General features: G+C 61.8%; 12 protein-coding genes. 7 read left to right on the top strand and 5 right to left on the bottom strand.

The features are described from left to right. Positions 1-2 precede the first annotated feature (2 nt). The 7 genes from pepP to gcvH all read left to right on the top strand — a co-directional run bounded on the left by pepP (position 3) and on the right by gcvH (position 8,454). Positions 3-1,325 (top strand): Xaa-Pro aminopeptidase, encoded by a 1,323-nt coding sequence (gene pepP / locus N2A98_RS25775; protein WP_044269731.1) that lies wholly within the window; start codon positions 3-5, stop codon positions 1,323-1,325. Next, positions 1,322-2,509 (top strand): 2-octaprenyl-6-methoxyphenyl hydroxylase, encoded by a 1,188-nt coding sequence (gene ubiH / locus N2A98_RS25770; protein WP_044269730.1) that lies wholly within the window; start codon positions 1,322-1,324, stop codon positions 2,507-2,509. The genes pepP and ubiH overlap by 4 nt, the downstream gene beginning before the upstream one ends. Positions 2,510-2,569: 60 nt before the next feature. Further along, positions 2,570-3,787, top strand: a complete 1,218-nt coding sequence (locus N2A98_RS25765; RefSeq protein WP_199520616.1) for a 2-octaprenyl-3-methyl-6-methoxy-1,4-benzoquinol hydroxylase — start codon at positions 2,570-2,572, stop codon at positions 3,785-3,787. A gap of 220 nt (positions 3,788-4,007) precedes the next feature. Next, positions 4,008-5,012: an extracellular solute-binding protein gene (locus N2A98_RS25760; protein WP_047712039.1), complete on the top strand. Its 1,005-nt coding sequence runs from the start codon at positions 4,008-4,010 to the stop codon at positions 5,010-5,012. Between the two features lie 150 nt (positions 5,013-5,162). Continuing rightward, positions 5,163-6,779, top strand: a complete 1,617-nt coding sequence (locus N2A98_RS25755; RefSeq protein ID WP_044269724.1) for an iron ABC transporter permease — start codon at positions 5,163-5,165, stop codon at positions 6,777-6,779. A 156-nt stretch (positions 6,780-6,935) separates the two neighbouring features. Next, positions 6,936-8,018, top strand: a complete 1,083-nt coding sequence (gene gcvT, locus N2A98_RS25750; protein WP_044269722.1) for a glycine cleavage system aminomethyltransferase GcvT — start codon at positions 6,936-6,938, stop codon at positions 8,016-8,018. A gap of 52 nt (positions 8,019-8,070) precedes the next feature. Next, positions 8,071-8,454 (top strand): glycine cleavage system protein GcvH, encoded by a 384-nt coding sequence (gene gcvH / locus N2A98_RS25745; RefSeq protein WP_047712037.1) that lies wholly within the window; start codon positions 8,071-8,073, stop codon positions 8,452-8,454. Between the two features lie 128 nt (positions 8,455-8,582). Here gcvH and N2A98_RS25740 read toward each other — a convergent pair whose 3' ends face one another. The 5 genes from N2A98_RS25740 to N2A98_RS25720 all read right to left on the bottom strand — a co-directional run bounded on the left by N2A98_RS25740 (position 8,583) and on the right by N2A98_RS25720 (position 13,424). Further along, positions 8,583-9,728: a DegT/DnrJ/EryC1/StrS aminotransferase family protein gene (locus tag N2A98_RS25740; RefSeq protein WP_044269718.1), complete on the bottom strand. Its 1,146-nt coding sequence runs from the start codon at positions 9,726-9,728 to the stop codon at positions 8,583-8,585. A gap of 164 nt (positions 9,729-9,892) precedes the next feature. Beyond that, on the bottom strand, positions 9,893-10,207 hold the full coding sequence (locus N2A98_RS25735; RefSeq protein WP_003176799.1) for a DUF2388 domain-containing protein: 315 nt from the start codon (positions 10,205-10,207) through the stop codon (positions 9,893-9,895). Positions 10,208-10,275: 68 nt separating this feature from the next. Next, a complete protein-coding gene (locus N2A98_RS25730) occupies positions 10,276-10,722 on the bottom strand; it encodes an NfeD family protein (protein WP_044269716.1) in 447 nt (148 codons plus the stop codon). Positions 10,723-10,732: 10 nt separating this feature from the next. Then, on the bottom strand, positions 10,733-11,653 hold the full coding sequence (locus tag N2A98_RS25725) for an SPFH domain-containing protein (protein ID WP_003195285.1): 921 nt from the start codon (positions 11,651-11,653) through the stop codon (positions 10,733-10,735). Between the two features lie 76 nt (positions 11,654-11,729). After that, positions 11,730-13,424: a GspE/PulE family protein gene (locus N2A98_RS25720; RefSeq protein WP_078804020.1), complete on the bottom strand. Its 1,695-nt coding sequence runs from the start codon at positions 13,422-13,424 to the stop codon at positions 11,730-11,732. Positions 13,425-13,444: the final 20 nt, after the last annotated feature.

Genomic DNA, 13,444 nt, shown 5'->3' with positions numbered 1-13,444 from the left:
CCATGATCCATATCCCCAAAGCGGAATACACCCGGCGTCGCAAGGCGCTCATGGCGCAGATGGAACCCAACAGCATCGCGATCCTGCCGGCCGCCGCCGTGGCCATTCGCAACCGCGATGTCGAACATGTCTACCGCCAGGACAGCGATTTCCAGTACCTGAGCGGTTTCCCCGAGCCCGAAGCGGTGATCGTGCTGATGCCCGGTCGCCAGCACGGCGAGTACGTGCTGTTCTGCCGCGAGCGCAATGCCGAGCGCGAATTGTGGGACGGCCTGCGTGCCGGCACCGAGGGCGCGATCCGCGACTTTGGCGCTGACGACGCATTCCCCATTACCGATATTGACGACATCCTGCCCGGCCTGATCGAAGGTCGCGACCGCGTGTACTCGGCCATGGGCAGCAATGCCGAGTTCGACCGGCATGTGATGGAGTGGATCAACGTGATCCGTTCCAAAGCGCACCTGGGCGCCCAGCCGCCGAACGAATTCGTTGCCCTGGATCATTTGCTTCACGATATGCGCCTGTATAAATCGGCGGCAGAAGTGAGGGTGATGCGCGAGGCGGCGCGAATTTCCTGTGTGGCTCATGTGCGGGCGATGCAGGCCAGTCGTGCCGGTTTACATGAGTTCAGCCTGGAAGCCGAACTGGATTACGAGTTCCGCAAGGGCGGCGCGAAAATGCCCGCCTATGGCTCCATCGTCGCCGCCGGGCGCAACAGCTGCATCCTGCATTACCAGCAGAATGACGCGGTGCTCAAGGACGGCGATCTGGTGCTGATCGACGCCGGGTGCGAGATCGATTGCTACGCCAGCGACATCACCCGTACCTGGCCGGTCAATGGCAAGTTTTCGCCCGAGCAAAAGGCGATCTACGAGATTGTGCTGGCCTCCCAGGAAGCCGCCTTCAAGCAGATCGCGCCGAACAAACATTGGAACCAGGCCCACGAGGCGACCGTGCAGGTCATCACCGCCGGCCTGGTGAAGTTGGGGTTGTTGCAAGGTGACGTTGACGAACTGATCGCCAGCGAAGCCTACCGCGCCTTTTACATGCACCGTGCCGGCCACTGGCTGGGCATGGATGTGCATGATGTGGGCGAGTACAAAGTGGGCGGTGAATGGCGCGTGCTGGAAGTGGGCATGGCCTTGACCGTGGAGCCGGGCATCTATATTTCCCCGGACAACCAGAACGTGGCAAAGAAATGGCGCGGCATTGGCGTGCGCATCGAGGACGACGTGGTAGTGACCAAGCAAGGCTGTGAAATCCTGACCGGCGGTGTGCCCAAGACCGTTGCCGAGATCGAAGCGTTGATGGCGGCTGCCCGATGAGCCGGGTCAACCTGGCGATTATCGGCGGTGGCCTGGTGGGCGCCAGCCTGGCCCTGGCATTGCAAGCCGGGGCCAAGGCGCGGGGTTGGAAGATCGTGCTGATCGAACCCTTTGCACCGGGCGACAGCTACCAGCCGAGCTACGATGCGCGCTCTTCTGCGCTGTCGTTTGGCGCACGCCAGATTTACCAGCGGCTGGGCCTGTGGCAAGCCATTTCCCGGCGCGCCGAGCCGATCAAGCAGATCCATGTATCGGACCGTGGGCGTTTCTCCACCGCGCGCTTGTCCGCGATGGAGGAGGGTGTGCCGGCCCTGGGTTATGTGGTGGAAAACGCCTGGCTCGGCCAATGCCTGTGGCAAGGCTTGGACAAGGACGTGGTGAGCTGGCGCTGCCCGGCGGAAGTCACGCGCATGGAGCCGCTGCCCGATGGCTATCGCCTGACCCTCAACGATGAAACCGTGCTGGAATGCGACCTTGCCGTATTGGCTGATGGCGGCCGCTCCGGCTTGCGTGAGCAACTGGGCATTGGCGTGAAAACCCGGCCCTACAACCAGAGCGCGCTGATCGCCAACATCACCCCGAGCGAAGCCCACAATGGCGAGGCGTTCGAGCGCTTTACCGATGAAGGCCCCATGGCCTTGCTGCCGCTGCCGGACAACCGTTGCGCGCTGGTCTGGACCCGCATCGGCATGGACGCCCAGCGCCTGGCCAACCTTGACGAACGTAGCTTCCTGAGCGAGTTGCAGGGTGTGTTCGGGTATCGCCTGGGCACCCTCAAGCAAGTGGGCGCCCGCCACCTGTACCCGTTGACCCTGGTGGAAGCCGAAGAACAAGTGCGCTCGCACCTGGCCGTTCTCGGCAATGCCGCCCACAGCCTGCACCCGATTGCCGGGCAGGGGTTCAACCTGTCCCTGCGCGATGCCAGTGCCTTGGCCGAAGCGCTGTTGGCCGGGCCGGCGGTGCCGGGTGACTTGGCGACGTTGCAAGGCTATCGCGAGCGTCAGCGCCTGGACCAGCAACTCACCGTAGGCTTCTCCGACCAGGTCACGCGCCTGTTCGGCAGTGCTCAGCCGTTGGTGGCGCTGGGCCGCAATATGGGCTTGCTCGGCCTCGACCTGTTGCCCCCGGCCAAACGCTGGTTCGCCCGTCAGGCCATGGGCTTGGGCACGCGTTCCGATGTTTGAAGCGGACCACACCTTTACTTGCGGCCTGTGCCGCACACGAGACAAGGCTTGAATATGGACATGCGCGCAGATGTGCTGATTGTCGGGGCTGGAATGGTCGGAAGCGCCCTGGCGCTGGCGTTGCAGGGCAGTGGCCTGCAGGTGCTGCTGCTCGACGGCAGCCCATTGAGCGTCAAGCCGTTTGAGCCGGCTGCGGCGTTTGAACCGCGGGTGAGCGCGTTGTCGGCGGCCAGCCAGCGCATTCTTGAGCGCCTGGGCGTGTGGGACGGCATCGTCTCGCGTCGTGCCAGCCCCTACGGCGAAATGCAGGTATGGGACGGCAGCGGCACCGGGCAGATCCACTTTTCGGCGGCCAGTGTGCATGCCGAGGTGCTTGGGCATATCGTCGAAAACCGCGTGGTGCAGGATGCCTTGCTCGATCGTCTGCATGACTGCGACCTCGGCCTGCTCGCCAACGCACGCCTGGAACAGATGCGCCGCTCTGGCGATGACTGGTTGCTGACCCTGGCCGACGGCCGCAAGCTGCGTGCACCGCTGGTGGTGGCCGCCGACGGTGCCAACTCCGCCGTACGCCGCCTGACCGGTACACCTACCCGCGAATGGGATTACCTGCATAACGCCATCGTCACCAGCGTGCGCAGCAGCCAGCCGCACCAGCGCACCGCGTGGCAACGCTTCACCGACACCGGCCCGCTGGCGTTCCTGCCGCTGGTGCGCGATGGGCAGGAAGACTGGTGCTCGATTGTCTGGTCGACCACGCCCGCCGAATCCGAGCGCTTGATGGCGCTGGATGATGAAAGCTTCTGCCGGGAACTGGAGCGTGCCTTTGAGGGGCGCCTGGGCACTGTGATCAGCGCTGACCCCCGCATTTGCGTGCCGTTGCGCCAGCGCCATGCCAAACGCTACGTGGCCGAGGGCCTGGCGCTGATCGGCGATGCTGCCCACGTGATTCACCCGTTGGCGGGGCAGGGCGTTAACCTGGGCTTTCTTGATGCGGCGGTGCTGGCCGAGGTGTTGTTGGCAGCGACCGAGCGCGGTGAGCGCCTGGCGGATGTAAAGGTGTTGAGCCGTTACGAGCGGCGGCGTATGCCCCACAACCTGGCGCTGATGGCGGCGATGGAAGGCTTTGAACGGTTATTCCAGGCCGATCAGCTGCCATTGCGCTGGCTGCGCAATGCAGGCCTGAAAATCGTCGACCAGATGCCCGAAGCCAAAGCCGTGTTTGTGCGCCAGGCACTCGGATTGACGGGCGATCTCCCCGAACTCGCTAAACCCTGAACTGAAATGCGTCCGTTCGGGCTTGTGTGGGAGCGGGCTTGCTCGCGAATGCAGTGGGTCAGTTGATATTTCTATAACTGACACTCCGCTTTCGCGAGCAAGCCCGCTCCCACAAAAGGCGAATAAAAGCACCTGCAACATCTGGTAACGCCTCCGCCGAGCGTTACCAAATGTGAGTCCTTATCATTTGCCCTCCATTTGCAAATGAGAGACCGCACCCATGTTGGCACCCAAGCGCCTCCTGACTGCCCTGGCACTCACCCTGATCGGCAGCACCACCGTGCAGGCGGCCGACGAAGTCGTGGTCTACTCCTCGCGTATCGACGAGCTGATCAAGCCCGTATTCGACGCCTACACCAAAAAGACCGGCGTGCAGGTCAAGTTCATCACTGACAAGGAAGCGCCGTTGATGCAGCGCATCAAGGCCGAGGGCGAGAACGCCACTGCCGACCTGCTGCTCACCGTTGACGCCGGCAACCTCTGGCAGGCCGAACAGATGGGCATCCTGCAACCCTTCACCTCGCCTGTCATCGACAAGAACATTCCTCTGCAATATCGCTCATCGGCCCACGCCTGGACCGGTTTGAGCCTGCGTGCGCGGACGATCGCCTACTCCACCGACCGGGTAAAGCCGGGCGACCTGACCACCTACGAAGCCCTGGCCGACAAGCAGTGGGAAGGCCGTCTGTGCTTGCGCACGGCGAAAAAAGTCTACAACCAGTCGCTGACCGCCACGTTGATCGAAACCCATGGCGCGGCCAAGACCGAAGAAATCATCAAGGGTTGGGTGAATAACCTATCCACCGACGTGTTCTCCGATGACATCGCCGTGCTGGAGGCCATCAACGCCGGGCAATGCGACGTGGGTATCGTCAATACCTATTACTACGGTCGCCTGCACAAGCAGAAGCCAGACCTGGCCGTGAAGTTGTTCTGGCCGAACCAGGGCGATCGCGGTGTGCACGTGAACCTCTCCGGCATCGGCCTGACCCAGCACGCGCCGCACCCGGAAGCGGCCAAGGCGCTGGTGGAGTGGATGACCACGCCTGAGGCACAGCAGATCTTCGCCGACGTCAACCAGGAATTCCCGGCCAACCCGGCGGTACCGCCATCGGCGGAAGTGGCGACCTGGGGCAAGTTCGTGGCCGATACCTTGCCAGTGGAGGTGGCAGGCAAGCGCCAGGCCGAGGCGATTCGCCTGATGGATCGCGCTGGCTGGAACTGAAGCTGCGCCGCTTAACTGTGGGAGCTGGCTTGCCCGCGATTGCATCACTTCGGTATCACTGATACACCGAGGTGCTTGTATCGCAGGCAAGCCAGCTCCCACATTGGTTAGTGGCCGCTTCAACATCTTTATTTTTCTGAGAGCTTTTCCTTGGCCCACCCCGCCCAACGTCGCTGGTACCTGCCGGTTTTCAGCGTCGCCGCCCTGGTGCTGTTGCCGCTGAGCGTGCTGCTGCTGTCCTGGCAAAGCATCGACCCACAGATCTGGGCGCACCTCTGGGACACTCAGATGCCCCGCTTGCTGGGCAACACCTTGACCCTGGTGTTCGGTGTCGGCCTGGGCGTGACGCTGCTGGGCGTCAGCCTGGCCTGGCTGACCAGCCTGTGCGAATTCCCCGGGCGGCGCTGGCTCGATTGGGCATTGATGTTGCCCTTTGCAATCCCTGCCTATGTGCTGGCCTTCGTGTTCGTGGGCCTGCTGGATTTTGCCGGGCCGGTGCAAACCCTGCTGCGCGAGTGGTTCGGCACCGGGCTGCGTTTGCCGCGGGTGCGCTCCACCAGCGGCGTGGTCATCGTGCTGGTGATGGTGTTCTATCCCTATGTCTACCTGCTGGCGCGTAGCGCGTTCCTGGCCCAGGGCAAAGGCTTGATGGAAGCGGCGCGGGTACTGGGGCAATCGCCATGGCAAGCGTTCTGGCGCGTGGCGTTACCAATGGCGCGGCCAGCGATTGGTGCCGGTGTGGCCCTGGCGTTGATGGAGACGCTGGCGGATTTTGGCGCGGTCTCGGTGTTCAATTTCGACACCTTCACCACCGCTATCTATAAAACCTGGTACGGCTTTTTCAGCCTGTCCAGCGCCGCGCAACTGGCCAGCCTGCTGCTGCTGGTAGTGATGCTGGTGCTGTATGGCGAGCGACGCGCGCGCGGGGCCAGCCGACCGAGCAATGAGCGCCCACGGGGCAAGGCGTTGTACCACTTGCGCGGATTCAAGGCCGTGGCGGCCAGCGCTTGGTGCGGTCTGGTTTTCGCCTGTGCATTCGTGATTCCGATGCTGCAACTGGTGGCGTGGTTCTGGCAGCGTGGCCGCTTCGACCTGGATGAGCGTTACACCGGGCTGATCGTGCATACCCTCTACCTGGGCGGGATCGCAGCGCTGATCACGGTCAGCGTGGCGCTGATACTGGCCTTTGCAAATCGTCTGGCGCCGACCCGCGCGATTCGCTCCGGTATCAGCCTGGCCAATGTCGGCTATGCCTTGCCGGGCTCGGTGCTGGCGGTGTCGATCATGCTGGCGTTCAGCTACTTGGACCGCGAGCTGGTGGTGCCGGTCTCCGGCTGGCTGGGCGGGGCGGGCAAGCCTTTGCTGTTGGGCAGCCTGTCGGCACTGGTGCTGGCGTACCTGGTACGGTTCCTGGCGGTGGCCTACGGGCCGCTGGAAAACAGCCTGGCGCGCATCCGTCCGTCTTTGCCCGAAGCGGCACGCAGCCTTGGGGTGAGCGGCCCACGACTGTTTTGCAAAGTGTATCTGCCGTTATTGCTGCCGGGCGCGTTGAGCGCAGCGCTTCTAGTGTTCGTGGATGTGCTCAAGGAAATGCCGGCCACCTTGCTGATGCGCCCGTTTGGCTGGGACACCCTGGCGGTGCGGATCTTTGAAATGACCAGTGAAGGCGAATGGGCGCGGGCGTCTTTGCCGGCGCTGACCCTTGTGCTGGTCGGCTTGTTGCCGGTCATCGGGCTGATCCGCCGCTCGGCTCGGCAAATCGGTTAGGTGCCAGTCCTACGGCTTGAGGCTACAATGCGCGGCATTCGGTGCGCTCCGTCTTTCGGATCGACCTGCTGTATGTGGCTGCGGGCCTTGTAATACAAGGTGTTCGGCGCAAGTGGCAGCTCTGCGCGCCTTCGCCAAGCCCGGAAGGAGAAACCCATGGGACAGCGTACGCCTCTGTATGACCTGCATCTCGCCCTAGGCGCGAAAATGGTCGATTTTGGCGGTTGGGATATGCCTTTGCATTACGGCTCGCAAGTTGAAGAACACCATCAGGTGCGACGCGACTGCGGGGTCTTCGATGTATCTCATATGACCGTGATCGATGTCACCGGCCCCCAGGCCAAGGAATGGCTCCAGTACCTGCTGGCCAATGATGTCGACCGACTGCACGGCTGTGGCCGAGCGTTGTACAGCGCCATGCTCAACGAGCAGGGCGGGGTGGTGGATGACATGATCGTCTACCGCACCGAAACCGGTTACCGCCTGGTGGTCAACGCCGCCACGCGCGATCAGGACATGGCCTGGATGCAGGCGCAACTGGGCAGCTACTCAGTGCACCTGCATGAGCGCTCCGAGTTGGCCATGCTCGCCATCCAAGGCCCCCACGCCCGGCAGAAAATCGCCGAACTGGTGACCCAGTCCCGTGGCATCCTGATCCATCAGCTCAAACCGTTCGAAGGCCGGGCCGACGGCGACTGGTATATCGCCCGCACCGGCTATACCGGCGAAGACGGCCTCGAAATCGTGCTGCCGGCCGATCAGGCTCCAGGCTTTTTCAACGACCTGGTAGGCGCTGGCATTTCTCCCATCGGCCTCGGTGCGCGCGACACCTTGCGCCTGGAGGCCGGCATGAACCTGTATGGCCAGGATATTCACCAGGCCGTCTCACCGCTGGCGGCCAACATGGCTTGGAGCATCGCCTGGGAACCTGTGGAGCGTAACTTCATTGGCCGCGCCGCGCTGGAAGCAGAAAAAGCAGCCGGCGTGCAGTTCAAACTGGTGGGGCTCGTCCTCGAAGAACGGGGTGTGCTGCGCGCTCACCAAGTGGTTCGTATCGCCAATGTTGGCGAAGGAGAGATCACCAGTGGTAGTTTCTCGCCTACGCTAAGCAAATCCATTGCGCTGGCGCGTGTGCCGACGGCGACTGCCGACCGGGCCGAAGTGGAAATCCGCGGCAAGTGGTATCCGGTTCGAGTGGTCAAGCCGACCTTCGTGCGCCATGGCAAAACCTTGATCTAACCAATTCCGGCAGGCCGAAGGCCGCTGACATTTCATCTTGAGGACACAGACTATGAGCAATATCCCTGCCGACCTGCGTTTTGCCGAAAGTCACGAATGGGCCCGTCTGGAAGCTGACGGCACCGTGACCGTCGGGATCTCCGACCATGCACAGGAAGCTTTGGGTGATGTGGTGTTTGTTGAATTGGCAGAAGTGGGTGCCCATTTTGAAGCGCAAGGCCAGGCGGGTGTGGTTGAGTCGGTGAAAGCAGCCTCGGATATCTACTCGCCGGTTGCCGGCGAAGTGATTGCTGTCAACGAAGAGCTGAGTGGCAGCCCTGAGCTGCTGAACTCGGACCCGTACGGCGCCTGGATCTTCAAGCTCAAGCCAAGCGACAAGGCCGACTTGGACAAGTTGCTGGATGCCGCCGGCTACAAAGCCGTCATCGGCGAATAATCGCCTGCCCCAATACAGGCGCGGGCTAATGTGGGAGCGGGCTTGCTCGCGAATGCGGTGGTTCAGTCATTGATGTATTGACTGACACTCCGCATTCGCGAGCAAGCCCGCTCCCACACTGTACTGCATCAACCTTGAGTGTTCAGTACGGCTTTAACCGCCGCTACAGCTCGCTCCACATCCGCCTCTGTCATCGCCGTGAACATCGGCAACGACACGATCAAACGCCCAACACGCTCTGCCACCGGGAACATGCCTTCCTTGAAACCCTGTGCCCGATACAGGCTCAGCAGGTGGATCGGTGGGTAGTGATAGCCGATACCCACGCCGTGGGCCTGCATCTTTTCCATGAACGTCGCACGGGCTGGTAGGCCATCCTGGCGCTCTGGCAACACCAGTTGGAACAGGTGCCAGTTGCTGTTTTCGAAGTCGGCCGGCGGCAGTTGCGCGCCGTATTGGGCTTCGAAATCGCTGCCCAAGCACTTGAAATAGTGCCGTGCCAGGTTCTGGCGATGGGCGGTGATCTTCTCGATGTGCGCGAATTGCCCCAGGCCGATGGCGGCGGCAATGTCGGTCATGTTGAACTTGCCCCCCAGCACATCCACATCCAGACCATCGAAGCCGCTGCGGGTGACGCCTTGCAGGCGGTACTTCTCGGCCAGACGGGCCTCTTCGGCGTTGTTCAACACCAGGCAGCCGCCTTCGGACGACGTGATGTTCTTGTTCGCCTGGAAGCTGAAGGACACGAAGTCGCCGGTTGCGCCGATGCGTTCCCCATCCCAGCTGGACCCCAGGGCCTGGGCGGCATCTTCGACAATGCGTAGGTTGTACTTGTTGGCCAGCGCGTAGAGCATCGGCATATCCAGGGGCAAGCCGGCCAGGTAGACCGGGATGATCGCCTTGGTGCGCGGGGTAATGGCGGCTTCCACCTGGGCCAGGTCGATATTGCGCGTCACCGGGTCGATGTCGGCAAAGACGGGAGTGGCGCCGACTTCGAGAATCACGTTGGCCGTGGCAACCCAGGAGATTGGCGTGGTGATGACTTCATCCCCAGGCCCGATTCCGGCGATGCGCAAGGCGATCTCCATGGTGCAGGTGCCCGAGTTGAAGGTGCGCACCGGACGGCCGCCAAAATACTCCGACAACTGTGCTTCGAACGCCTGCACCTTTGGCCCGCTGGTGATCCAGCCGGAACGCAGAACATCACCGACCGCCGTGATGGTGGCTTCATCAATGGTCGGTTTGGAAAACGGCAGGAAGGGCTGTTGGCTCATGACGAAGAAGGCATCCGTTTCAGGTAGGCGATGAAAAATACACGTGTCAGTGGGGCATGGTTGCACGCTGAGACTGAATATAGCCTGTCATCCATGAACGATTCGTCATACAACAGGCAAAAAAATGCCGCTTGAAAAAGCGGCATTTTTTATGAGGGCAGTTATTACTCGGTGACAGCATTCTTCGCCAGGATGGCGTTAGCCAGTTCCATGTCCGTGGCTTGGAGGCCAGGGTTGTCGGCGCGGACCTTCTGCATCGCCGCTTCCAGGTACGGGCCGCGAATGCCGCCGTCGCTGGCGACGAAGCTGCCTGCGTCGTCCTGGGCCGCGACCACCAGCTTGTGGTCCTTGAACGTCAGGTAAGTCGAGCCAGTGGTGGCGCCCGACGAGATGACATTACGCCAGAAGCTATCGGCCATGGCTGAGCCGACAGGTAGGGAAAGCACAGCGAGGGTTGCGACAGCATATTTGAGACGCATGATGGGTGACTCCGGTGGGTTATCTGTACGTTTTGATTGTAGTTAACCCGATCCAGTTCCATCACTGACTAAACAGTTTCAACCTTTAAAATAACCCCATCCTGCCCAACCACGCGGACTTGAGCGCCCACGGGGGCGTCGGCACCGGTGACCATCCACACGCCATCGCCGACTTTGACCTTGCCGCGACCATCCACAATGGCTTGATGCACCACGAAAGTGCGCCCCACCAACTCTGAACCGCGCTCGTTCAACCCCGGTTGATCACTGGCCTTGGCGCTGCTGCGTTGGCGTTTCCACCAGTACACGGCAGTCAGTATCGACAACATCGCAAACAGCAGCAGTTGCCATTCCAGCCCGAGCGGTGGGAACAGGAACTTGATCACGCCCACGGCAGCGGCGGCGATACCCATCCACAGCAGGTAGCCTCCGGCACCGAACACCTCGAGAATCAACAGCACGGTGCCCAGTGCCAACCAGTCCCAGAACGACAAATGCAGCAGGAAGTCCCACATGGTGATGGCCTCAGCCTTTCTGGTTGCCGAAGGTTGCCTTGACGATTTCGCCGATACCGCCCACGGCGCCAATCACTTGGCTGGCTTCTAGCGGCATCAGGATGACCTTGCTGTTGTTGGCCGACGCAAGCTTGCCCAAGGCGTCGATGTATTTTTGCGCGACGAAGTAGTTCACCGCCTGCACATTGCCGGACGCGATGGCTTCGGACACCACTTGTGTCGCCCGCGCTTCGGCTTCAGCCTGACGCTCACGTGCCTCGGATTCCAGGAACGCGGCCTGGCGGCTGCCTTCGGCTTCAAGGATTTGCGCTTGCTTTTTGCCTTCCGCTGTCAGGATCGCCGACGCCCGCAGGCCTTCTGCTTCGAGGATCTGTGCACGCTTGATTCGCTCGGCTTTCATCTGGCCGGACATGGCGGCCATCAGGTCGGCGGGCGGGCTGATGTCCTTGATCTCGATACGGGTGATCTTGATGCCCCATGGCGCAGTGGCTTCATCCACAGTGCGCAGGAGTTTCTCGTTGATGCCGTCACGCTGGCTCAGCATGGCGTCCAGCTCCATGGAGCCGAGTACGGTGCGGATATTGGTCTGCAGCAGGTTGCGGATAGCATGTTCGAGGTTGTTGACCTCATAGGCGGCCTGGGCGGTGTTGACCACCTGGAAGAAGCACACGGCATCGATCTGCACGGTGGCATTGTCGGCGGTGATGACTTCTTGAGGCGGGATATCCAGCACGCTTTCCATCACGTTGATCTTGCGACCGATGCGGTCCATGACCGGGATGATGATATTCAGGCCGGGTTTCAAGGTGTTGGTGTAGCGGCCGAAACGCTCGACGGTCCATTGGTAGCCCTGGGGCACCACTTTGAAACCCATGAACAGGATGGCGATGGCCAAGCCTACGAACAGAAGCAGTACGGTTCCGATCTGCATAGCGATTCCCTATCTGAAGGTGTCAGTGAATGACATTAGGCCGATTGTAACGGTCTGGTCACGGATAAAGACGGTTTCATGCCCCAATAAACAAAGGATTTGTTTCTGAATCCCCTGGCGTGACCCGCAATACCTCCGTCATCGTGGTCAGTCCGGCCTTCACTTTCTCGATGCCGGCCATGCGCAGGCTGCTCATGCCCTGCGCCAGTGCCCCACGGCGCAGGGCTTGTACGTCCGCGCCCGGGGTGACCAGCGCCTGGAGGGCTGGGTCCATGAGCATGATTTCATACAGCCCGGCCCGGCCTCGATAACCGCTGTCACGGCATTGCGCACAGCCGACAGCATCAAAGCCGCCAGCGTCCTCCTGGCCCATGGGGCGCTTGCAATGGCTGCACAGAACCCGCACCAAGCGCTGCGCCATCACGCCTATGAGCGTGGCTTTGATCAAATAGTGAGCAATACCCAGCTCTTGCAGGCGGCTGATGGCGCTGGGCGCGTCGTTGGTGTGCAAGGTCGATAGCACCAGATGCCCGGTCAGCGCGGCCTGGATAGCCATCTCTGCGGTTTCCTGGTCGCGGATTTCGCCGATCATGATGATGTCCGGGTCCTGGCGCAGCAGGGCGCGGATGCCGCTGGCGAACGTGAGGTCGATGTTGTGCTGGACCTGCATCTGGTTGAAGGCCGGCTCGACCATTTCAATCGGGTCTTCCACCGTGCACAGGTTGACCTCGCGGGTCGCCAGTTGCCTGAGGGTGGTGTAGAGGGTGCTGGTCTTGCCCGAGCCGGTTGGGCCGGTGACGAGGATGATGCCGTGGGTGCGTCGCGTCATGGCGTGCCAGCGTTGCTGGTCGGCGTTGGACAAACCCAACTGGTCAAAATCCTTGAGCAGCACCTGAGGGTCAAAAATTCGCATCACCAGCTTTTCGCCGAATGCCGTGGGCAGGGTCGAAAGCCGCAATTCCACCTCGATACCCGCAGGGTTTCGGGTCTTGACGCGGCCATCCTGGGGTTTGCGTTTCTCGGCCACGTTCATGCGCCCCAGGCTTTTCAGGCGGCTGACCACGGCCATGGTGACCTGCGGGGGAAATTGATAGACGTCATGCAGCAGCCCATCAATGCGAAAGCGCACCCGGCCCTGGTCGCGGCCGGGCTCAATATGGATATCGCTGGCCCGTTGGCCAAAGGCGTATTGCAGCAGCCAGTCGACGATGTTGACGATATGCGCGTCGTTGGCATCCGGCTCCTTGTCACTGGCGCCGAGGCTGAGCAAGTCGACATTGCCAGGCACCGTCATCTTTTGATCCGCACCGCTGACGGACTTGGCCAAGCGGTAAAACTCGTTGATACAGCGTTGGATGTCCTGGGGGTTGGCAACCACGCGCTTGATCGTGCGTTTGAGCACCTGGGACAGCCCGGCTTCCCAGGCGGTGATATGGGGTTGGGCACTGGCGACCGTTACGCTGCGGGCATCCACGGCGACTGCAAGAATGCCGTGGCGCTGGGCGAAGGCGTGGGACATCAAGGGCACCACGGCCGCCACGTCGATCTGCAACGGGTCGATGCGCAGGTAAGGCTGGCCGACCTGCCGGGCCAGCCATTGGGTCAAGGTCTCCAGGCAAGGGCCCTGGGCTGCGATGCATTCCAGGGGGTGCTGGCTGGCGGGCGCTGGCACCACCTTTTGCGCCGCCTGCGCCGTGATCAGCCCTTGCTCGACCAGCGCCGGCAACAATTGCTGCAGTTCCAAGGGGTGATCGTGGGCGATGACGGGCATGCAGGTTTTCCTGGGCGGCT

Origin of the sequence: Pseudomonas sp. FJ2-5-13 (genome assembly GCF_029201605.1) — a bacterium.
Taxonomy (GTDB): Bacteria; Pseudomonadota; Gammaproteobacteria; order Pseudomonadales; family Pseudomonadaceae; genus Aquipseudomonas; species Aquipseudomonas lactis.
The sequence above is the reverse complement of the archived record's forward strand: the minus strand, read 5'-3'. Positions and strand labels throughout refer to the sequence as shown.

Bases quoted from the DNA above. Each gene is read 5' to 3' on its own strand.
- pepP (WP_044269731.1), top strand. From the start codon at position 3: ATGATCCATATCCCCAAAGCGGAATACACCCGGCGTCGCAAGGCGCTC.
- ubiH (WP_044269730.1), top strand. From the start codon at position 1,322: ATGAGCCGGGTCAACCTGGCGATTATCGGCGGTGGCCTGGTGGGCGCC.
- N2A98_RS25765 (WP_199520616.1), top strand. From the start codon at position 2,570: ATGCGCGCAGATGTGCTGATTGTCGGGGCTGGAATGGTCGGAAGCGCC.
- N2A98_RS25760 (WP_047712039.1), top strand. From the start codon at position 4,008: ATGTTGGCACCCAAGCGCCTCCTGACTGCCCTGGCACTCACCCTGATC.
- gcvT (WP_044269722.1), top strand. From the start codon at position 6,936: ATGGGACAGCGTACGCCTCTGTATGACCTGCATCTCGCCCTAGGCGCG.
- gcvH (WP_047712037.1), top strand. From the start codon at position 8,071: ATGAGCAATATCCCTGCCGACCTGCGTTTTGCCGAAAGTCACGAATGG.
- N2A98_RS25740 (WP_044269718.1), bottom strand. From the start codon at position 9,728: ATGAGCCAACAGCCCTTCCTGCCGTTTTCCAAACCGACCATTGATGAA.
- N2A98_RS25735 (WP_003176799.1), bottom strand. From the start codon at position 10,207: ATGCGTCTCAAATATGCTGTCGCAACCCTCGCTGTGCTTTCCCTACCT.
- N2A98_RS25730 (WP_044269716.1), bottom strand. From the start codon at position 10,722: ATGTGGGACTTCCTGCTGCATTTGTCGTTCTGGGACTGGTTGGCACTG.
- N2A98_RS25725 (WP_003195285.1), bottom strand. From the start codon at position 11,653: ATGCAGATCGGAACCGTACTGCTTCTGTTCGTAGGCTTGGCCATCGCC.
- N2A98_RS25720 (WP_078804020.1), bottom strand. From the start codon at position 13,424: ATGCCCGTCATCGCCCACGATCACCCCTTGGAACTGCAGCAATTGTTG.